Genomic DNA, 18,544 nt, shown 5'->3' on the forward strand with positions numbered 1-18,544 from the left:
GGCGCCCCTCGCCGCGCGCCGGCGGCGGGGGGAGCGCCGCGGCGTACAGCCCGCTCGCGGGCGCCCCGCCGAGCTGCGCCGCGGCGGTCGCCCCCGCCGAGGTCCCGACGACCAGGTCGGCGCCGGTCACGTCGAGCCCGCCGTCGAGCAGGCCGGCCACCACCCCGAGCAGCCAGGCGTTGCCGGTCGAGCCGCCGCCGCCCAGCACGAGGGCCCGGGAGCCGGGGCGCGACCGGGTCTCGTCGACCGGGAACGGGACGGGGGCGGGCGCAGGGGCGGGTGTCGTCACGATCCGCGGACGCTAGTCCCGCACCGGCCGGTGCGCGACGGTTTTCCGCGCCACCGCCGCGACGCGGGTCAGCGCGCCGTCAGCCGCGCTTCAGCGGGTCATGGCCCCAGTTCATCAGCGAGTACCGCCAGGCCGAGTCGTCGACGTCGCCGGAGGGCCGCTGGGCCAGGTGCCGGTGCACGTAGCCGACGACCTTCCGCATGTGCGCGTAGTCGTCGTCCGTGAGGTCGGCCTTCTTCGTCCGCGCGATCTCGACGATCCGCCGCCCCGAGTGGTGCCCGACCGACTCGCCGCCGCCGTCCTTCTGCCCGACCGCCCTCGACTCGTCCGTGCCGAGCCAGTCCTCGAGCTCCTTCGGCGCCATGTTGACGGCGTCCGCGTAGTCCCGCGCGACCTCGGTCCGCTCCTCGTCGTCCATGCGCGCCATGCTCGCACCGGCGCCACCCGGTCGCGCGACGAGGCGGTGCCGCAGGGCGCCGGCACCCCGCGCCGCCCTCTCCCGCGCGCCCGCCCGACGCGGGTAGCGTGCGCCGTGACCCGACCGGGGCCCGCCCGGGCCGGCGCGACGAGAGGGGCGGCGCGTGGCCGACCGCATCGAGGAGCTGATGGACGCCAACCTCAGGCGGGTGTTCGGGGAGCGCGACCCCGAGCGCCGGCGGGTGGCGATCGAGGACACGTACACCCGGGACGTCGTGTTCTCCGACCCCGAGGAGACGGTGTCCGGCTGGGACGCCGTGCACCGCAAGGCGCAGGGGCTGCTCGACGGCGCCCCCGGCTTCGCGTTCTCCGCGGACGGGCCGGTGCGCCGGGCGCAGGACCTGGCGCTGCTCGCGTGGCAGTTCGGGCCCCCCGGGCAGGACCCGGTGGTCCGGGGCATCGACGTCGCGGAGGTGCGGGACGACCGGATCGCGCGGCTGTGGACGGTGCTCGTCCGGGACTGAGGCGTGTCGGTGGTCCGCGGGATGCTGGTGCTCTCCGACGACAGGGAGCCGATGATGTCCACCCAGCCCGACGCGCGCCCGGTCCCGGTCGACCCGCCCGGCGTGGTCCGCAGTCCCGTCTTCGCGCAGGGGATGGTGCTGCCCGCAGGCCCCACCCTCCACGTGGGCGGCCAGAACGGGATCGACGCCGACGGCACGCTGCTCGACGGCCTCGGCCCGCAGACCGAGCAGGCGATGCGCAACCTGCTCGCCGTGCTCGCCGAGGCGGGCACGGACGCCGACCACGTGGCGATCCTGCGGATCTTCCTCACCGCGGGGGTCGACCCGACGGCCGCCTACGAGGCCAGCGCGGCGGTGTGGGGCCGGCGGCGCACCGCCGTGACCGTGGTGGCGGTGCCGGAGTCCCGGCCGGGGGTGCTGGTCGAGGTCGAGGCGGTGGCCTCGGTCCCGCCACCCGCCGCCTGACCTCGGCAGGTGGTGTGCGGGCTCACGCCCCCACGTACGCCGCCAGGTGCTCGCCGGTGAGCGTCGACCGCGCCGCCACGAGGTCCGCCGGCGTGCCCTCGAACACGATCCGGCCGCCGTCGTGCCCGGCGCCGGGTCCGAGGTCGACGATCCAGTCCGCGTGCGCCATCACGGCCTGGTGGTGCTCGATCACGATGACGGACTTGCCGGAGTCGACCAGCCGGTCCAGCAGGCCCAGCAGCTGCTCGACGTCGGCGAGGTGCAGGCCGGTGGTCGGCTCGTCGAGCACGAGCACGCCGCCCTTCTCCCCCATGTGGGTCGCGAGCTTGAGCCGCTGCCGCTCGCCGCCGGACAGCGTGGTGAGCGGCTGGCCCAGGCTCAGGTAGCCCAGGCCGACGTCGGCGAGCCGGTCGAGCACCGCGTGCGCGGCCGGGGTCCGCGCGTCGCCCCCCGCCGAAGAACGCCTCCGCCTCGGTCACGGACATCGCGAGCACCTGGCTGATGTCCTTCCCCCCGAGGGTGTACTCCAGGACCGACGCCTGGAACCGGCGGCCCTCGCACTCCTCGCAGGTGGTCGCGACGCCGGCCATCATCCCGAGGTCGGTGTAGACGACCCCCGCGCCGTTGCACGTCGGGCACGCGCCGGCCGAGTTGGCCGAGAACAGCGCGGGCTTCACGCCGTTCGCCTTCGCGAACGCCTTGCGCACCGGCTCCAGCAGCCCGGTGTAGGTCGCCGGGTTGCTGCGCCGCGAGCCCCGGATCGCGCCCTGGTCGATCGCGACCACGCCGTCCCGCTTCGACACCGACCCGTGGATCAGCGACGACTTCCCCGACCCGGCCACGCCGGTGACGACCGTGAGGACGCCGAGCGGCAGGTCGACGTCGACGTCCTTCAGGTTGTGCGAGGACGCGCCCCGGACCTCGAGCACGCCCGACCGCGTGCGCACGGCCGGCTTGAGCGACGCCCGGTCGTCCAGGTGCCGCCCGGTCAGCGTGCCGCTGCGCCGCAGCTCCTCGACGGTCCCCTGGAACACGATCTCCCCACCGCCGGTCCCGGCGCGGGGCCCGAGGTCGACCACGTGGTCGGCGACGGCGATCGCCTCGGGCTTGTGCTCGACGACCAGGACCGTGTTGCCCTTGTCCCGCAGCCGGAGCAGCAGCTCGTTCATCCGCTGGATGTCGTGCGGGTGCAGGCCGATCGTCGGCTCGTCGAACACGTAGGTCACGTCCGTCAGCGACGATCCGAGGTGCCGGATCATCTTGGTCCGCTGCGCCTCGCCGCCGGACAGCGTCCCCGACGGGCGGTCGAGCGACAGGTAGCCGAGCCCGATCTCCACGAACGAGTCGAGCGTCTCCCCCAGCGCCTCCAGCAGCGGCGCCACCGACGGCTCGTGCAGGTCCCGGACCCAGGCCGCGAGGTCGCTGATCTGCATCGCGCAGGCGTCCGCGATGCTGATCCCGCCGATCTTCGACGACCGCGCGCCCTCGTTGAGCCGGGTCCCGCCGCAGTCGGGGCAGGTGGTGAACGTGACCGCGCGCTCGACGAACGCCCGGATGTGCGGCTGCATCGCGTCGACGTCCTTGACCAGCATCGACTTCCGGATCTTCGGGATGATGCCCTCGTAGGTGAGGTTGATGCCCTCGACCTTGATCTTGGTCGGCTCCTTGTGCAGCAGGTCGGCGAGCTCTCGCTTCGTGAAGTCGCGGATCGGCTTGTCCATGTCGAAGAACCCGCTGCCGGCGAAGATCCGGCCGTACCAGCCGTCCATCGTGTAGCCGGGAACGGTCAGCGCGCCGCCGGCGAGCGACTTGTCCGCGTCGTACAGCTGGGTGAGGTCGAAGTCCTGGACGTCGCCCCGGCCCTCGCACCGCGGGCACATGCCGCCGGTGACGCTGAACTCGCGCCGCTCCTTCGTCGCGACGCCGCCCTTCTCGAACGTCACCGCGCCCGCGCCGCTCACCGACGCGACGTTGAACGAGAAGGCCTGCGGCGAGCCGATGTGCGGCTGTCCGAGCCGGCTGAACACGATCCGGAGCATCGCGTTCGCGTCCGTGACCGTGCCGACGGTCGACCGCGGGTTCGCGCCCATCCGCTCCTGGTCGACGATGATCGCGGTGGTCAGCCCGTCGAGGACGTCGACGTCCGGCCGGGCCAGCGTCGGCATGAAGCCCTGCACGAACGCGCTGTACGTCTCGTTGATCATCCGCTGCGACTCGGCGGCGATCGTCGCGAACACCAGCGAGCTCTTGCCCGAGCCCGACACCCCGGTGAACGCGGTGAGCCGGCGCTTCGGGATCTCGACGTCGACGTCCTTGAGGTTGTTCTCCCGCGCGCCCCGCACGCGGATCAGGTCGTGGCTGTCGGCGACGTGCGGCGTCGCCGCCGCCTCCGTCCGCGTGGCGGTCATGGGGTCTCCGTCCGGGATGTCGCGAGCGCTGGCGCACCAGCGTGGCCGGGCGGCACCGTCGCGCGCAAGGACCGCGTCGCCCGGTGCGTGCCCGAGGGCGGCGATCTCAGTACCCGGCCGCCCCGGCCGCTCCGCCCCCGCCCGCCCGGAACGGCCGGAAGAACTCCCGCAGCTCCCGTGCGTACGCCTCGGGCTGCTCGATCGGGGCGAAGTGCCCGCCGCGCGGCGGCTCGGTGATCCGCACCGCGTTCGCGCTCCGCTCGAGCCACGCGCGCGGCGGTCGCACGACGTCGTCGGGGTAGATCGCGAACCCGGACGGCACCTCGACGCGCCGCGCCAGCTGCTCCGGCGGGATCGCGGCGTTCGCCCGGTACATCCGCATCGAGGACCCGATCGTGCCGGTCAGCCAGTAGATCGTCAGGTTGGTGAGGATCTGGTCCCGGGTCAGCGCCCCCTCCGGGTCGCCGCCCCCGCCGCTCCACGACCGCAGCTTCTCGCCCACCCAGGCCGCGAGCCCCGCGGGCGAGTCGGTCAGCCCGACCGCGAGCGTGTCCGGCTTGGTCCGGTGCGCGATCGCGTACGCGCCCTCGGCCGCGACCCACCGCGCGCCCTCGGCGATCCACGCGCGCTCCTCGTCCGTCACCGCGCCGGGGTCGACGTGCGGACCCGGCATCCCCGCGTCCGTGCGGTGCACCGCGACGACCCGGTCCGGGTGGTCGAGCGCGAGATACCGGGTGACGTGGCTGCCGATGTCCCCGCCCGCGGCACCGAACCGGTGGTAGCCGAGCGTCGTCATGAGCTCCGCCCACAACCCGGCGACCGCGATCGAGTCGAGCGCGACCTCGGGCCGGTCCGAGTAGCCGAACCCGGGCAGGTCCGGCACCACGACGTCGAAGGCGTCGGCGGGGTCCGCGCCGTGCGCGCCGGGGTCCGCGAGCAGGTCCACGACCTCCGAGTACCGCCAGAACGAGTCGGGCCACCCGTGCGTGAGCACGAGCGGCAGCGCCGGGCCCGCCCCGCCCACCGCGCGGGCGTGCACCACGTGCACACCGAGCCCGCCGACCCGCACCCGGTACCGGGGCAGCCGGTCGAGCTCCGCCTCGCGCGCCGGCCAGTCGAAGTCCTCGGCCCAGGTGCGCACCAGGTCGCGCAGCCAGGTGACGTCCACGCCGGCGGACCAGCCCGCGTCCTCGGGGACGTCCGGCCAGCGGGTGGCGCGCAGCCTCCGGCGCAGGTCGTCGAGGGCCGCGGGGTCGGTGCGCGGCGCGAACGGTTCGGGGGTCGCGGGTGCGGGGCCGTGCTCGACGGGCGGCATGGGGCCACCGTAGGGCCGGAGCACAGGCGCGTGGGAGGGGTCAGCCGCCGATCCGGACCGGGGACTCGCCCCCGCCGTACAGCGCACCGTCCACGGGGTACGCCCACCCGTCGGCCTCCGGCGGCAGCGCGGCCCGCCACCGCTCCGCGCCCGAGCGCAGCGACCACGCGATCAGCTCCGCGCCGCCGTCGACGCCCTGCTCGACGAGCAGCAGCGACCGGCCGTCCGTCAGCGGGGAGAGCCAGACGTTCGAGACGTCCCGCACGGGCTCGCCGTCCGGGCCGGTCGCGCGCACGGTGCGCCACATCGGCCGGCCGTCGCGCGCGTCGACCGCCCAGGCCGCCGTGGCGTCGACGCCGTACAACACGCCCCCGAGCAGCAGGACGGTCCCGTCGGTGGCCCCGTCGAGGCCCGTCTGCCACACCGTCCGCCCGGAGCCCGCCTCGACCGCGCGAAGCGTGCGGTCGCCGCCGACCACCGCGGACAGCACCTCGAGCCCCGGGACCGACCCGTCGTCGACGGCCAGCTGCACCGGCAGCGCGGGGACGACTGCCGTCCCGCTGCCGTCGGGTCCCGCCAGCCGGACCGAGCCCGGGTCCCCGTCCTGCACCAGCAGGCCGCCGCCGCGCCCGATCCAGACCTGGGTCCCGTCCGCCTGCAGCGCGCCGTCGTCCGTCCCGAGCACCCGCTGGCGCCCGCCGACCCAGACGAGCAGGTGGTCGTCCGCCAGCTCGAGGTGCGGGTCGAACACCGGGTCGACCGGCAGGTCGGCGAGCTCGGTCGACCAGAGCGGCTCCTGCGTCGCCACGTCCTCGGCGGTGAACCGCACGGTGCGCTCGTCGACGACCTCACCCAGCACGAGCAGCGCGTCGTCCGCGGCGACCGCCGTCTGCGGCGCCACCTCCCGGTCCGCGAGCACGGCGCCCGACGCGGCGTCGAGGGTCAGGAGCCGGCTGCGGGTCGGCGGGTCCTCCCGCCACCCGCCGTCGCCCGTGAGCGTGGCCGGGCGGTCCGCCACGAGGCAGCGCACGCGCGTGACCGGCTCGCCGGCCCTCCCGGCCCCGCCGGCCGCCCAGCACTCCGGCGGACGCATCGTGGGCTGCGCGGTCGCCTCCGCCTGCGTCTCCACCTCGGTCCGCCAGGAGGTCGCGCCGCTGCGGGCGTCGACGGCCGAGACGGCCCGCGGCCGCCCGAAGTCGACCCGCTCGCCGGCCACCCGCAGGTCCCCTGCGACGACGCCGCCCGTCAGGCGCGGGTCGGTCTCCCCCTCGTCGAGCGGCACGGTGCGCAGCTCCGGCCCGACGTCGTACCGGACGACGCCCTCGACGGTCCGCGCCGCGGCCACCCGGTCCCGCTCCCGCGCGTCCTGCACGACCTGCACCGCCACGACGGCCAGGACAGCCAGGGCGCCCACGGGCCACCAGCGCAGCAGCGCCCGCCGCCGTGCCCGCCGGCGGGCGTCGCCCGCGGGGTCGGCCCCCGACGCGCCCGTGCCGGCCGAGGCGCCCGGCTCCTCACCGAGCACGACCTCCTGCATCGCCTCCGGGCCGGCCATGCAGGCAACCTACGGCCTGCGGGCCCGCGCCGGGGTGCGTTCTGCGGTCCCCGGGTGGAGAGAGTGTGCGTGGCGGTTCGATCTATTGCGTTTCGATAGATTCCGAGCGATCCTCGATGCCATGACCCTCGACAGCTGGGCCACCGCCCTGCTCCGCATCGCCCTCGTCGTGCTCTTCGGGATCCTGGTCGTGTTCCAGACCCTCTCGCTGCCCGGCCAGTTCCGGTACCTCGCCGAGCAGAACCCCCAGGACGCCGCGCTCCGCTGGCCGGCGACCGCCATCACCGTGTTCTGGGTGCTGTGCGTGCAGGTCGTCATCGTCGCGACCTGGCGGCTGCTGACCCTCGTCCGGCGGGACCGGATCTTCACCGAGGCCTCGCTCGGCTGGGTGGACGCGATCGTGTGGGCCGTCGCCGCGGGCTGGCTGGTGCTGGTGGGGGTGCTGCTCTGGGTCGGCCTGCACGCGGACGACCCCGGCCTGCCGATGCTGCTGTTCCTCGCGACCGCCGTGGTCACCGTGGTCGCCCTGGTGCTGCTGGTGCTGCGGGCCCTGCTGCGCCAGGCCACCGCGCTGCGCACGGACATGGACCAGGTCGTCTGATGCCGATCGTCGTGCGCATCGACGTCGAGCTGGCCCGCCGCAAGATGAGCGTCGGCGAGTTCGCCGAGCGGGTGGGCCTCACGCCCGCGAACGTCGCCGTGCTGAAGAACGGGCGGGCGAAGGCGGTCCGGTTCAGCACCCTCGACGCCATGTGCCGGGTCCTGGAGTGCCAGCCGGGCGACCTGCTGGAGTGGGTCGAGGAGGACTGAGGCGCGGCACGATCGTCCGCGCCGGGTGATGCCCCGCCCGCCCGCGCGGGTGCCACGGTGGTGCCGTCGCCCTGCGCGGTACCGGCTCCGTCCGGACGCCGGGCGCGCCGGGCGGTCGCCGAGGGGGGTCGACCGCTGTGGACGCCTGGAACTACCTGATCATCCTGGCCCTGGTCATCTACGCCATCGTCCGGCAGACGCAGAAGCACGAGGTCGTCGGGAGCACCCGGTTCAAGCTCGCGCTCATCTACGCGGGCGTCGGGCTGGTCATCGGCGGGTTCAACCTGCCCACCGGCCCGTGGGGCTGGTCGTTCCTCGCGCTCAGCCTGGTGCTGTCGGCGGTCGTCGGGGTGGTCCGCGGGCGCCTGACCCACGTGTGGCGCGACGCCGCCGACGGGCGGGTGTGGGCGCAGGGCACCGCCGTCACCATCAGCCTGTTCGTCGCGCTGATCCTGGCGAAGGTCGCGCTCGGCACGATCGCCTACCTCAACGACATCAGCGACGACGGCGGCACCGGGGAGGTGCTGCTCATGATCGCGCTCATGGTCGGCCTGCAGGCCGAGATCGTCTGGCGGCGCGCCCGCGCGATCGGCGCCCGCGCGAGCAGCCGCGCCCCGGGGGCGCCGGTCACACCCTGACGGCGGCGCCGCGGGGCGGCACGACGCCGGGTTCATCCGGGCCGGCCCGCGCGGCCGTCGCGACGCCCCGCCCGGCCCAGCACGACCCTGCCCACGAGGGCCGCGGCGGCGAGCGTGGCGAGCCGCGCCGCGTCTCCCCCGCCGAACGTCAGCTCCGCCTCGGCGTTGGTCGCGAACCCGGTGACCGTGCACCACGCCAGGAACGCCGCCAGCGCGAGCAGCGGCGCGGGCATCCGCCGCCCGAGCACCGCGACGGCGACCGCTCCCACCGCCGTCGGCAGCCACGGCCCGAGCTGCCACCACGATGCCACCGCGACGCCGGTCAGCGTCGCGGCGGCGACCAGCAGCACCCGCACGACGGCGGCGAGCTCGTCGTCGGTCATCGCGTCCTGCCGCGGCCGCCCGCCCACCCGCTCGTCGTCCGCCCGCGGGTCGCGGGCCCGCCCGCCGTGCCGCACCGTCGCGCTCATGCCGCCAGCGTGCGCCCGGCGGCTCCCTCCGGCGGAGGTCCTGACGGAACCCGAACGCCCCGCGCCCGGATCCGCACGGGACGCTGACGCCCCGGGCCGGCCGCCGCCGGGCGCGCGGACACGGGCCCGCCTACCCGGTCCCGTCCCGCGCGATCGCGGCGACGCGCTCCGCCGTGCGCGCGGGCCCCTCGTCGCCGGTGACGAGCACGTGCGTGGCCAGCGCCCGCGGGGCCGGGTCGTCGAGCCAGCCCGCGAGGAAGTCGTGGCCGTCGCGCACCCAGTCCGTCCCCTTCGACGCCACCGACCGCGCCCGGAGCACGCGCAGCGCCTCGTGGCGCCCCGCCGCCGGGAGCAGCAGCACCACCGCGCCCGCCCCGGCCAGCGCCCCGGCCACCGCGGACCCGAGCGCGGGGTCGGCGTACGTCGTGTGCCCCGCCCCCAGCGCGAGCACCGCGCCGGGGTGGTCCGCGACCAGCCGCCCCACGGCGTGCGCGCGCGCGGGTTCCCACTCCCGCTCGGCGGCCACCCGCCCCGCCGCGGCGATCCGCCCGCGCAGGCGGTCGAGGTCCCAGCCGACCTCGCGGTAGTACCGCTCGCCCGCCGCGTCGGCGTCCACGAACGGCACCCCGAGGGCGGTCGCGGCGGCCGCCCCGACCGTGGACTTGCCGGAGGCCGCGGGGCCGACGAGCACGAGCAGGGGCCCGGGAGGGCCGTCGGGCGGCGCGGCGGCGCGGGCGGGGGGCACCGGCCGAGTCTGCCGCACGGCCGGTCCCGCCGGCCGGCGTCCCCGGCGCGGCGCCCCCGCGCGGCGATCCCGGCTGGCACACTCGGCCGCGGCACCCCGCCGCACCGAGAGGACCCGACCGATGTCGTTCCAGGCCTACCTCGACGCGATCGAGGACAAGACCGGCAGGACCCCGCGCGCGCTCGTCGACGAGGCGCGGGCCAAGGGACTCGACGGCGCCGACGTCAAGGCCGGTGCCATCGTCGCGTGGCTCGCCGAGGACTACGGCCTGGGCCGCGGCCACGCGATGGCCCTCGTGCACGTCATCAGGAAGGGCCCGCAGATCGACGCGAAGCACGTCGGCTCGACGGGCAGCCACCGCGACGAGTCGGACACCCTGTGGCTCGACGGCAGGGCGACCAGGCCGAGCTGACCCGCCCGCGTCGCCGTCCCGGTCGCCCGGCAGGCCGCTCAGCAGGACAGATGCGAGGGCGGAGGTCAGACTTCCGGCGTGAGGACGATCGGTGTCGAGGAAGAGTTCCTGCTCGTGGCGGAAGACGGGTCGCCCCGGGCGGTCGCGGCGGCCGTGCTGCAGCACGCGTCGTCCCAGGACGGCGAGGACGACGGGGGCGAGCCGGGCGGGAACCTGGAGAAGGAGTTCGCCCAGGAGCAGGTCGAGACGTCGACCCACCCGTGCACGGACCTGGGCGCGCTGCTCGAGGAGGTGCGCGCGGGACGCTGGCACGCCGACTCCTCCGCGCAGCACGCGGGCGCGCGCATCGTCGCCCTGGCCACGTCGCCCAGGGACGTCGAGCCGACCGTCGTCGTGAACCGGCGCGCGCAGGACATCGCCGCCGCGTTCGCGCAGACCGCCCGTGACCAGCTGACCTGCGGGTGCCACGTGCACGTCGAGGTCGCCGACGACGAGGAGGGCGTGCGCGTCGTCGACCACCTGCGCCGCTGGAACCCGGTGCTGCTGGCGCTCTCCGCGAACAGCCCGTTCTGGCGCGGCGACGACTCGGGCTACGAGAGCTTCCGCTCGCAGGTGTGGGGCCGGTGGCCGACCGCGGGCGCCACCGCTCCGTTCGGCGACGCGGCCACGTACCGCGAGACGGTGCGGTCCCTGGTCGAGAGCGGGACCATCCTCGACACCGGGATGGTCTACTTCGACGCCCGGCTGTCCGCGCGCTACCCGACGGTCGAGGTCCGGGTCGCCGACGTCTGCCTCGACCCGGAGGACGCGGTGCTGCTCGGCGCGCTGGTGCGCGGCCTCGCCGACACCGCGGTCGACGGCGGTGACGACGACCTGGCCCCGCAGCCGCGGGCCGAGGAGGTGCGCGTGGCCGGCTGGCGGGCGGCGCGCTCGGGCCTGACGGGCGACCTGGTGAGCCCGCTGACGGCGCGCCCGGTGCCGGCGGCGCGGGCGGTCGACGAGCTCCTGCGGCACGTGACCCCCGCGCTCGAGCGCGCGGGCGACCTGCCGTGGGTGCGGGAGCACCTCGACGCGCTGCTCCGCCGCGGCAACGGCGCCCAGCAGCAGCGGCGGTGGCGGCACGAGGGCGCGGACGACGCGGAGCTGGTGCGGCGCGCGGTGCGCAGCACGCTCGCCTGACGGCCGGGACCGCCCGCGGCGCCGGGCGTGACGCACGCGACACCGTGGCGACGCCCCGCCGACCTGCGAGGACGGCGCGCACGCCGGGTGTGCCCGAGGTCACCCGCCCGCGCTCGCCGCGCGTTCACGGGACCTTCACGCCACACTGGAACACTGAACGGTCCCCGGACGTTGACCCCACCGAACAAGCGATACGTCTGCACGTCCAGGCAAGTCAAGGCATGTCAAGGCACGGAGGTCCCTGATGTCGAACCGGTCCCTGCGCGGTATGCGCATCGGGTCCCACAGCATGGAGACGGACGAGGGCGTCGACTTCGCCCCGCGTCTCCAGGCGTACTACGACTGCCCCAACGGGCACACGATCATCCTGCCGTTCTCGGTCGAGGCCGACGTGCCGGTGGTGTGGGAGTGCCGGTGCGGCGAGGAGGCGCTGCTGCGCGACGCGTCCAAGCCCGAGCCGAAGGCCACGAAGCCCCCGCGCACCCACTGGGACATGCTGCTGGAGCGCCGCACCATCAAGGAGCTCGAGGAGCTGCTCGACGAGCGCCTCGACCTGCTCCGCGCCGGCAAGCTCCGCCGGAGCGCCTGACCGTCCCACGGACGGCCGTGAGCACGGGCCTCGCACCCTCGGGTGCGGGGCCCGTCGTCGTGTCAGCCGCGGCGGCCCGCCGCGCGCCGCACCAGGTCGCGCACCTGGCGCGCGCGCTCCTGCGCGCCCCACACCGTGACGCGCACCAGCGCCTCGACGACGATCGACCGGCTCATCTTCGACCGGCCCTCGGCGCGCTCCACGAACGTGATCGGCACCTCGACCACGCGGCCGCCGGCGCGCAGCACCCGCCAGGCCATGTCGATCTGGAAGCAGTAGCCGTGCGAGGCGACCTCGCCGAGCGCCAGCCCCTCGAGCGCCGCCGCCCGGTACACCCGGAACCCGGCGGTCGCGTCCCGCACCGGCAGCCCCATGGCCAGCCAGGCGTAGGTGTTCGCCCCGCGGGACAGCAGCTGCCGGTGCAGCGGCCAGTTCACGACCCGGCCGCCGCGGACCCAGCGCGACCCGATGACCAGCTCCGCCTCCGGCACCCGCTCGAGCAGCCGCGGCAGGTCCTCCGCGCGGTGCGACCCGTCGGCGTCCATCTCGACCACGGCGTCGTAGCCCCGCTCGAGCGCCCACCGGAACCCCGCGACGTACGCGGTGCCGAGCCCCTGCTTCCCGGTGCGGTGCAGCACCCGGATCGCGGCTCGGCCGCGCTCCTCGGCGTCGGCGGCGGCGATCCGCTCGGCCAGCTCCCCCGTGCCGTCGGGCGACGCGTCGTCGACGATGAGGACGTCGGCGTCCGGGACGTGCAGCCGCAGCGCGGCCAGCGCCCGGGGCAGGCTGTCGCGCTCGTCGTACGTGGGGACGACGACCAGCACGCGACCGGCGGGCCGGCTGCCGGACCCCGGCGTCACGCGGCCCCCTCCGGGCGGTCGTCCCGGCGGGTCCGCCGCGCGCCGGCCATCCCGGCGAGCGTCATGACGACGGCCAACGCCCCGACCACGCCGCTCGGCCACGCGCCGAGCACCGCGGCGGGCGTGAGCGACTGGCGCAGCGGCAGCCGGGCGACGAGCTGGTCGGCGGTGAACAGCTCGGTGTCCTGGGCGACGGTGCCGTTCGGCGCGATCACGGCGCTGACGCCGACGGTGCTGACCTGGACGGTCGCGCGGCCGAGCTCGACCGCCCGCAGGCGGGCCATCGCGAGCTGCTGGGTCGACTCGGCGGAGTAGCCGAAGGACGCGTTGTTGGTCTGGACGACCAGGACCTCGGCGCCCTCGCGCACGCTCTCCCGGACGATCCCGTCGTACGCCACCTCGAAGCAGATGACGTCGCCGATCTGCACGGTGCGGCCGAGGCGGGCGGACTCCAGGGGCACGACGCCCGGCTCCGTGCCCGCGAGCATGTCGTTCTGCACCAGGTCGACGGCCGAGGAGAACGGGCGGACCAGGCTGCGCAGCGGGATGTACTCCGCGAAGGGCGCCGGCCGCTGCTTCGAGTAGGACGCCACGGGTCCGACGCCGGGCTCCCAGAGCAGCGACGTGTTGTACCGGCCGCCCGACTCCGGGTACTGGATCGTGCCGATCAGCATCGGCGCACCCACCGCCTGGGCCGCTGCGTCGATGTCCGCCGCTGCCTGGGCGTCCACCTCGGGGTCGATGTCGGTGCCGTTCTCCGGCCACAGCACCAGGTCCAGCTCGCCCGGCTCCACCTGGTCGAGCAGCGCGTACGTACCCGCGAGGTGGTTGTCCAGGACCTCGCGCCGGTTGTCGAACGCGTGCAGCCCCGGCTCGGAGACGTTGCCCTGCACGGCCCCGACGGTCAGGGTGCCGTCCTCGGCGCGGGTGCCCATCGGGACGAGGAGGCCGACCACGACCAGCGCCACCGCGACCGCCACGCGGCCGAGCATCGGCAGGAGCGCGAACCGTCGCGCGGCCAGCCAGGCCAGCGCGAGCGCGGCGCCCGCCGCCGCCACGGCGGCCGAGACCAGCGGTGCGCCGCCCAGGCGCGCGAGGGACAGCACCGGCGAGTCGGCCTGGGAGAACGCCAGCCGGCCCCAGGGGAAGCCGCCGAACGGCCAGATCCCGCGCAGCTCCTCGACCGCGACCCACAGCACGACGAACACCACGAGCTGCAGGGAAGCGCGGCGCCACACCGCCTCGCCCCGGCGGGCCCAGGTCCACGCGGCGCCGAACAGCGCGACGAAGCCCGCCTCCGCCACCGAGAGCGCGATCCACGGCACGGCACCGACCGCGACGTCGGCCCAGGTGAGCAGCGGCACGAAGAACGCCAGGCCCCAGGCGAACCCCAGCAGGGCGTTCCACCGGGCGCTGTCGCGGCGCATCGCGAGGAACAGCAGGGCCATCCCGGGCGCGGCGGCGTACCACCAGCCGAGGTCGGGGAACGCGGCCCAGGTCAGCAGGCCGCCGAGGACCGCCAGGACCGCGCTCCACCAGCGGGAGGGGTCACGGAGCGGCACCGCGCCAGGGTACGGCACCCGGCTGTCCGTCCGGCGCCACGCTGCGGGCCCGGGCGCGTGCGGCGGTGCCGACCCGGCGCGCGCCGCGACCGGTCGGCCGGGGCGGGTCGGGCGGGTGGGGCGACGGCGTCCGGGTCCGTCGACGCGTCAGCCGGCGTGGCGGCCCGGGTCGCCCCGTCGGGGGCGGGGCCGACCGACCGGCCCGCGTGTCCTTCGTACCGCACGACACCACCTGGGGCGGTGCCCGTTCTCTAGTGAACACGCGGGCCTGGTCGGAGCCCGACGTGGTCCGGGCGTCCTACCCCCTGGGGCGCTCACCGAGCGGCGCCTCTGCCGGACCACTCCCGAGAACCTATCGAACCGACGGGGGGTGTCAAGGGTCCGGCGGCGCCGCCCGGAGGCGTCCGCGCAGGTCGCCACGCGCGTCGGGCGCTGTCGGATTTGTCCAGATGGTCGAGACGCCCCGGCGTGTCGTCCGGCGTGTCGCCCGGGCGCCCGCGGGCGTCCACCGGGCCGCCGACCGGGTGAGGCGGCACCCCGCGCGGAGCAGCGGATTCACCCGTCCGCGCGACCCGGGCCGGGCGCGGCGCCGGACGTCACCCCAGCGCGTCGTGCAGCACCGCGCCCGCGCGGACCGCGCGGACGCACTCCGGCAGGGGCTCGTCGTCTCGCAACGCCGGCAGCACGCCACCGGGGCCGGCCGTGCCCTCGGGGACCCGCCAGACCGCCAGGTGGGCGGGAGCGCCCACCACGAGGTCGCCGGGAGCCGCACCGCCCGCGCCTGTCCGCCTGGCCGCCGCCCAACCGCCGCGCGTGTGCGCGGCCAGCGCCGCCGCGACCGGCAGCCGCTGGTCGGGCGTCCGGTGCCGCACCGCCGCGCGGACCGCGCCCCACGGGGCGAACGGCGTCACGGGGCTGTCCGAGCCGAACGCGAGGGGCACGCCCGCGGCGCGCAGGTCGGCGAGCGGGTGCAGGGACGCCGCGCGTCCGCGTCCGAGCCGTGCCGCGTACGTCCCGTCGTCCCCGCCCCAGGCGTCGTCGAACGCCGGCTGCACCGACACGGTCAACCCGAGCAGCACGAGCGCCGCCAGCGCCGGGGCGTCCAGCATCGAGGCGTGCTCGAGCCGGTGCCCGCCGGCGCGCACCGCGTCGACGCCCTCGACCTCGGCGGCCACCCGGAACCCGAGGAGCACCTCGTCGAGCGCCCGGTCGCCGATGACGTGGAACGCCGCGGGCAGCCCCGCGCGGGTGGCGGACGCCACGTGGTTGCTCACCTGCTCGGCGGTGAGGTCCAGCCGGCCCGCGGGGTGCGGCCAGCCGTCGGGCGCGTCGGCGTACGGGGCGCGCAGCGCGGCCGTCCGGCTGCCGAGCGAGCCGTCGGCGGCCAGGTCCCCGCCCACGCCGGCCAGGCCCGGGATCGCCGCGGCGAGCGCGCGGACGTCGTCGGCGGTCTCGCACAGCTCGGCCCGGTACCCGACGACCAGCGGCAGCGTCGACGCCGGGTCCGCGGTCAGCGCCAGCAGCGCGGCGAGGCCCGCCCGGGTGTCCGTGCGCGGGGCGCTCTGCTCGTGCACGGCGACGACGCCGGCGCGCGCCGCCGCCTCGAGGGCGCCGCGGTACCGGGCGTCCCGGACGTCGGCGGGCAGGTCCCGGAGCGCCGCGCGCGCGACGGCGTGCGCCTCCCCCGTCACCAGCCCGTCCGCCCGCCACCCGGGCAGGTCGCGGAGCCCGAGCACCTCGGCGAACGACGTCGACACGACCCCGGCGTGCAGGTCGACGCGGCCGAGGTAGACCGGCGCCCCGCCCGCGGCGGCGTCCAGCTCCTGGCGGGTCGGCGGGCGGCCCTCCGGCCAGCCGTCCTCCGCCCAGCCCCAGCCGGTGAGCGGGGCGCCCTCCGCGGCCAGCCGGTGGCCGACCGGGCCGGTGGCCGCCGCGTGCACGGCCGCCAGCGCCTCCGCGAGCGAGGCGCACGCCCCCAGGTCCACGCCGGCGCGCACCAGACCGGTGTCGAGCACGTGCGCGTGCGCGTCGACGAACCCCGGCGTCACCAGGGCGCCGCCGAGGTCCACGACGTCGTCCGCCCCGTCGGCAAGGCCGTCCGCCTCGTCGGTACCGCCGACCCACGCGATCGCGCCGTCGGCGACCAGCAGGGCGGAGGGCGCGGCGGCGGTCGCGGGCGCGGCGAGGACGGCAGGCGTCAGCACCGCACCGCCCCGGTACAGGGTGGTGCTCACGCGGGAACCCTAACCGGGCAGGTCACAGGCGGCCCGCGGGCGTTCGTCGCCGGGCGCCTCCCCCGTCACGTCCCCGCGTACGCCACCACGCCGCGGCGCACCGCGGTCACCGCCTTGCGCGCCGTCTCCCGCAGCCGCGCGTCGGGCGCGGCCTTGGCCACCTGGTCCAGCACGTCGACGACCTGCTTGCACCACCGGACGAAGTCGCCCGCCGCGAGGTCCGCGTCCCGGAGCACGGCGTCGAGCCCGCGCCCGGCCGCCCACCGGTGCACGGGCGCCACCAGGCCGAGGTCGAGCGGCTGCGTCGACTCGATGCGGCGCGCGCTCTCCAGGTCGTCGAGCTCGGACCAGATGCGCGTCGTCGCGTCGAGGGCGATGCCCAGCCGGCTCGACGGACCACCGGGCACCGCGGGGCTGCGGTCCCGGTCGTCCCGGCGCGCCGAGTACACGACGGCCGACACCGCGGCGGCGAGCCCCGGCACGTCGAGCTCCGCCCACGCCCCGCGCCGCAGGCACTCGGCGAGCAGCAGGTCGTTCTCGGCGTAGATCCGCCGGAGCCACCGGCCCTCGTCGGTCACCACCGTGCCCCCGTCCTCGTCCGTCGCCAGGTAGCCGAGGGAGTCCAGCACCTCGCAGATCCGGTCGAACACGACCGCGATCGAGCCGGTCCGGCCCTCGATCCGCCGGACCAGCGCCCGGTGCTCGCCCTCCAGCCGGGACCACCGCTCCGCCCAGCGGGCGTGCTCCTCGCGGTCGGGGCACTGGTGGCACGGGTGCGCGCGCAGCTCGCGACGCAGCGCGGCGATCGCCTCGTCCTCGTCCTCCGCGACCGCCCGGCCACGGCGCCGGGCGGGGGCGGCCCCCGTGATCCTCCCCACGTTGATCTCCCCGCGGAGGGTCGCCGCCAGGTCACGCCGGTGCGACGCCGCCCGCGGCGAGAAGCCCTTCGGCACGCGCAGCCGCCCGACCGCCCGGATCCCGTCGCCGACCTCCTGGACCGACAGCCGGCGCACCTCGCGCTCAGTCGTGAGCACCATGGGCCGGGCGCCCTCGAAGCCGCCGTGCGTCCCCGGGTCGACGACCACCGCGTAGGTGGACCGCCGGCCGCTCGGCACCGCGACGACGTCGCCGACCGACAGGCCCTGCAGGCTCGCCGCCGCCTGCTGCCGCCGCGCCGCCGCGCTCGCGCGGTGCACGCCCCGCTCCCGGTCCGAGAGCTCGCGGCGCAGCGCGAAGTACTCGCCGAAGTCCCCGAGGTGGCAGGTCATCGCCTCGGCGTAGCCCTCGAGCGCCTCGGCGTGGCTCTGCGCCTGCCGCGCGAGGCCGACGACCCCGCGGTCGGCCTGGAACTGCGCGAACGACGTCTCCAGCACCTCGCGCGCCCGGACCCGGCCCACCTGCGCGACCAGGTTGACCGCCATGTTGTAGGTCGGCCGGAACGCCGAGCGCAGCGGGTACAGCCGCTTCGACGCGAGCCCCGCCAGCGCCATCGGGTCGAGGTCGCCCCGGCCCAGGACGACCGCGTGGCCCTCGGAGTCGATGCCCCGCCGCCCCGCGCGGCCGGTCAGCTGGGTGTACTCCCCCGGCGTGATGTCGACGTGGTGCGAGCCGTCCCACTTGACCAGCTTCTCCAGCACCACGGACCGCGCGGGCATGTTGATGCCCAGAGCCAGCGTCTCCGTGGCGAACACCACCTTGACCAGCCCGCGGGCGAACGCCTCCTCGACCGTCTCCTTGAACGCCGGCAGCATCCCGGCGTGGTGCGCGGCGACGCCCCGCACCAGCGCGTCGACGAAGCCCCAGTAGCCGACGACGTCGAGGTCCTCCGGCGCGATCGACGCGCACCGGGTCTCCGCGATGAACCGGATCTCCTCCGCCTCCGCGGGGGGCGTCAGCCGCAGCCCGCCCGCGAGGCACTGGGCGACCGCGGCGTCGCAGCCGGCGCGCGAGAAGATGAACACGATCGCCGGGAGCAGGCCGGCCTCGTCGAGGACGTCGACCATGACGGGGCGCGGCACCGGCCGCGGGCCGCCCCCGCCGGGGCCACCGCCGCCGGGGCCGCCGCCCGGCCG

The 18,544-nt window shown here is 76.5% G+C and carries 17 protein-coding genes and 2 pseudogenes; 8 read left to right on the plus strand and 11 right to left on the minus strand.

From position 1 onward, the window contains the following. A pseudogene (locus KVT14_RS18445) lies at window positions 1-208 on the minus strand (patatin-like phospholipase family protein); the annotation flags it as partial. A 160-nt stretch (window positions 209-368) separates the two neighbouring features. Further along, window positions 369-707, minus strand: a complete 339-nt coding sequence (locus KVT14_RS18450; RefSeq protein ID WP_217617002.1) for a DUF3140 domain-containing protein — start codon at window positions 705-707, stop codon at window positions 369-371. A gap of 163 nt (window positions 708-870) precedes the next feature. Between KVT14_RS18450 and KVT14_RS18455 the strand changes: the two genes are divergently transcribed. Together KVT14_RS18455 and KVT14_RS18460 are read left to right on the plus strand one after the other, a co-directional pair. Then, window positions 871-1,230: a nuclear transport factor 2 family protein gene (locus tag KVT14_RS18455; RefSeq protein ID WP_308161161.1), complete on the plus strand. Its 360-nt coding sequence runs from the start codon at window positions 871-873 to the stop codon at window positions 1,228-1,230. A gap of 3 nt (window positions 1,231-1,233) precedes the next feature. After that, window positions 1,234-1,695 carry a RidA family protein gene (locus KVT14_RS18460; protein WP_308161162.1) on the plus strand — a complete coding sequence of 154 codons (462 nt, stop codon included), beginning with the start codon at window positions 1,234-1,236 and terminating at the stop codon, window positions 1,693-1,695. 22 nt (window positions 1,696-1,717) lie between these two features. On the opposite strand, the pseudogene KVT14_RS18465 reads toward KVT14_RS18460, so the two are convergent. The 3 genes and pseudogenes from KVT14_RS18465 to KVT14_RS18475 all read right to left on the minus strand — a co-directional run bounded on the left by KVT14_RS18465 (window position 1,718) and on the right by KVT14_RS18475 (window position 6,973). Continuing rightward, window positions 1,718-4,103 (minus strand): annotated as a pseudogene (locus KVT14_RS18465) (ATP-binding cassette domain-containing protein). A 106-nt stretch (window positions 4,104-4,209) separates the two neighbouring features. Then, window positions 4,210-5,418 (minus strand): epoxide hydrolase family protein, encoded by a 1,209-nt coding sequence (locus tag KVT14_RS18470; protein ID WP_217617003.1) that lies wholly within the window; start codon window positions 5,416-5,418, stop codon window positions 4,210-4,212. Between the two features lie 40 nt (window positions 5,419-5,458). Further along, on the minus strand, window positions 5,459-6,973 hold the full coding sequence (locus KVT14_RS18475; protein ID WP_217617004.1) for a PQQ-binding-like beta-propeller repeat protein: 1,515 nt from the start codon (window positions 6,971-6,973) through the stop codon (window positions 5,459-5,461). A 121-nt stretch (window positions 6,974-7,094) separates the two neighbouring features. On the opposite strand from KVT14_RS18475, the gene KVT14_RS18480 reads away from it, so the two are divergent. The 3 genes from KVT14_RS18480 to KVT14_RS18490 all read left to right on the plus strand — a co-directional run bounded on the left by KVT14_RS18480 (window position 7,095) and on the right by KVT14_RS18490 (window position 8,421). Further along, window positions 7,095-7,574 (plus strand): DUF2975 domain-containing protein, encoded by a 480-nt coding sequence (locus tag KVT14_RS18480; protein WP_217617005.1) that lies wholly within the window; start codon window positions 7,095-7,097, stop codon window positions 7,572-7,574. Continuing rightward, window positions 7,574-7,783, plus strand: coding sequence for a helix-turn-helix transcriptional regulator (locus KVT14_RS18485; protein WP_217617006.1), 210 nt, complete (start codon window positions 7,574-7,576; stop codon window positions 7,781-7,783). Before KVT14_RS18480 ends, KVT14_RS18485 begins: the two co-directional genes overlap by 1 nt. 137 nt (window positions 7,784-7,920) lie before the next feature. Next, the gene (locus KVT14_RS18490) at window positions 7,921-8,421 is read left to right on the plus strand and encodes a hypothetical protein (protein ID WP_217617007.1); all 501 of its coding nucleotides are present in this window, start codon (window positions 7,921-7,923) and stop codon (window positions 8,419-8,421) included. 32 nt (window positions 8,422-8,453) lie between these two features. On the opposite strand, the gene KVT14_RS18495 is transcribed toward KVT14_RS18490, so the two are convergent. Together KVT14_RS18495 and KVT14_RS18500 are read right to left on the minus strand one after the other, a co-directional pair. Continuing rightward, window positions 8,454-8,891: a hypothetical protein gene (locus tag KVT14_RS18495; protein ID WP_217617008.1), complete on the minus strand. Its 438-nt coding sequence runs from the start codon at window positions 8,889-8,891 to the stop codon at window positions 8,454-8,456. A gap of 130 nt (window positions 8,892-9,021) precedes the next feature. Then, a complete protein-coding gene (locus tag KVT14_RS18500; protein WP_217617009.1) occupies window positions 9,022-9,636 on the minus strand; it encodes a shikimate kinase in 615 nt (204 codons plus the stop codon). Between the two features lie 121 nt (window positions 9,637-9,757). Here KVT14_RS18500 and KVT14_RS18505 point away from each other — a divergent pair, with 121 nt between their 5' ends. The 3 genes from KVT14_RS18505 (at window position 9,758) to KVT14_RS18515 (ending at window position 11,816) form a co-directional block, all read left to right on the plus strand. After that, window positions 9,758-10,048, plus strand: coding sequence for a DUF4287 domain-containing protein (locus KVT14_RS18505; protein WP_217617010.1), 291 nt, complete (start codon window positions 9,758-9,760; stop codon window positions 10,046-10,048). 78 nt (window positions 10,049-10,126) lie between these two features. Next, on the plus strand, window positions 10,127-11,227 hold the full coding sequence (locus tag KVT14_RS18510) for a glutamate--cysteine ligase (RefSeq protein WP_308161163.1): 1,101 nt from the start codon (window positions 10,127-10,129) through the stop codon (window positions 11,225-11,227). A gap of 244 nt (window positions 11,228-11,471) precedes the next feature. Then, window positions 11,472-11,816: an RNA polymerase-binding protein RbpA gene (locus KVT14_RS18515; RefSeq protein ID WP_147793582.1), complete on the plus strand. Its 345-nt coding sequence runs from the start codon at window positions 11,472-11,474 to the stop codon at window positions 11,814-11,816. Between the two features lie 62 nt (window positions 11,817-11,878). Here the strand turns inward: KVT14_RS18515 and KVT14_RS18520 are convergent, their stop codons facing one another. From KVT14_RS18520 to KVT14_RS18535, 4 genes are all read right to left on the minus strand, one after another. Then, on the minus strand, window positions 11,879-12,676 hold the full coding sequence (locus tag KVT14_RS18520) for a polyprenol monophosphomannose synthase (protein ID WP_308161164.1): 798 nt from the start codon (window positions 12,674-12,676) through the stop codon (window positions 11,879-11,881). Continuing rightward, complete coding sequence (lnt, locus tag KVT14_RS18525; RefSeq protein WP_217617011.1) at window positions 12,673-14,238, minus strand: apolipoprotein N-acyltransferase; 1,566 nt, start codon at window positions 14,236-14,238, stop codon at window positions 12,673-12,675. The genes KVT14_RS18520 and lnt overlap by 4 nt, the downstream gene beginning before the upstream one ends. A 596-nt stretch (window positions 14,239-14,834) precedes the next feature. Further along, window positions 14,835-16,472, minus strand: coding sequence for an amidohydrolase (locus tag KVT14_RS18530; protein WP_217617012.1), 1,638 nt, complete (start codon window positions 16,470-16,472; stop codon window positions 14,835-14,837). 65 nt (window positions 16,473-16,537) lie between these two features. Next, a partial coding sequence (locus KVT14_RS18535; RefSeq protein WP_217617013.1) for an RNA helicase occupies window positions 16,538-18,544 on the minus strand: 2,007 nt, incomplete at its 5' end.

The sequence above is a fragment of the Cellulomonas sp. GbtcB1 genome (assembly GCF_019091725.1).
Lineage (GTDB): Bacteria > Actinomycetota > Actinomycetes > Actinomycetales > Cellulomonadaceae > Cellulomonas.

Bases quoted from the DNA above. Each gene is read 5' to 3' on its own strand.
- KVT14_RS18450 (WP_217617002.1), bottom strand. From the start codon at position 707: ATGGACGACGAGGAGCGGACCGAGGTCGCGCGGGACTACGCGGACGCC.
- KVT14_RS18470 (WP_217617003.1), bottom strand. From the start codon at position 5,418: ATGCCGCCCGTCGAGCACGGCCCCGCACCCGCGACCCCCGAACCGTTC.
- KVT14_RS18475 (WP_217617004.1), bottom strand. From the start codon at position 6,973: ATGGCCGGCCCGGAGGCGATGCAGGAGGTCGTGCTCGGTGAGGAGCCG.
- KVT14_RS18480 (WP_217617005.1), top strand. From the start codon at position 7,095: ATGACCCTCGACAGCTGGGCCACCGCCCTGCTCCGCATCGCCCTCGTC.
- KVT14_RS18485 (WP_217617006.1), top strand. From the start codon at position 7,574: ATGCCGATCGTCGTGCGCATCGACGTCGAGCTGGCCCGCCGCAAGATG.
- KVT14_RS18495 (WP_217617008.1), bottom strand. From the start codon at position 8,891: ATGAGCGCGACGGTGCGGCACGGCGGGCGGGCCCGCGACCCGCGGGCG.
- KVT14_RS18505 (WP_217617010.1), top strand. From the start codon at position 9,758: ATGTCGTTCCAGGCCTACCTCGACGCGATCGAGGACAAGACCGGCAGG.
- KVT14_RS18515 (WP_147793582.1), top strand. From the start codon at position 11,472: ATGTCGAACCGGTCCCTGCGCGGTATGCGCATCGGGTCCCACAGCATG.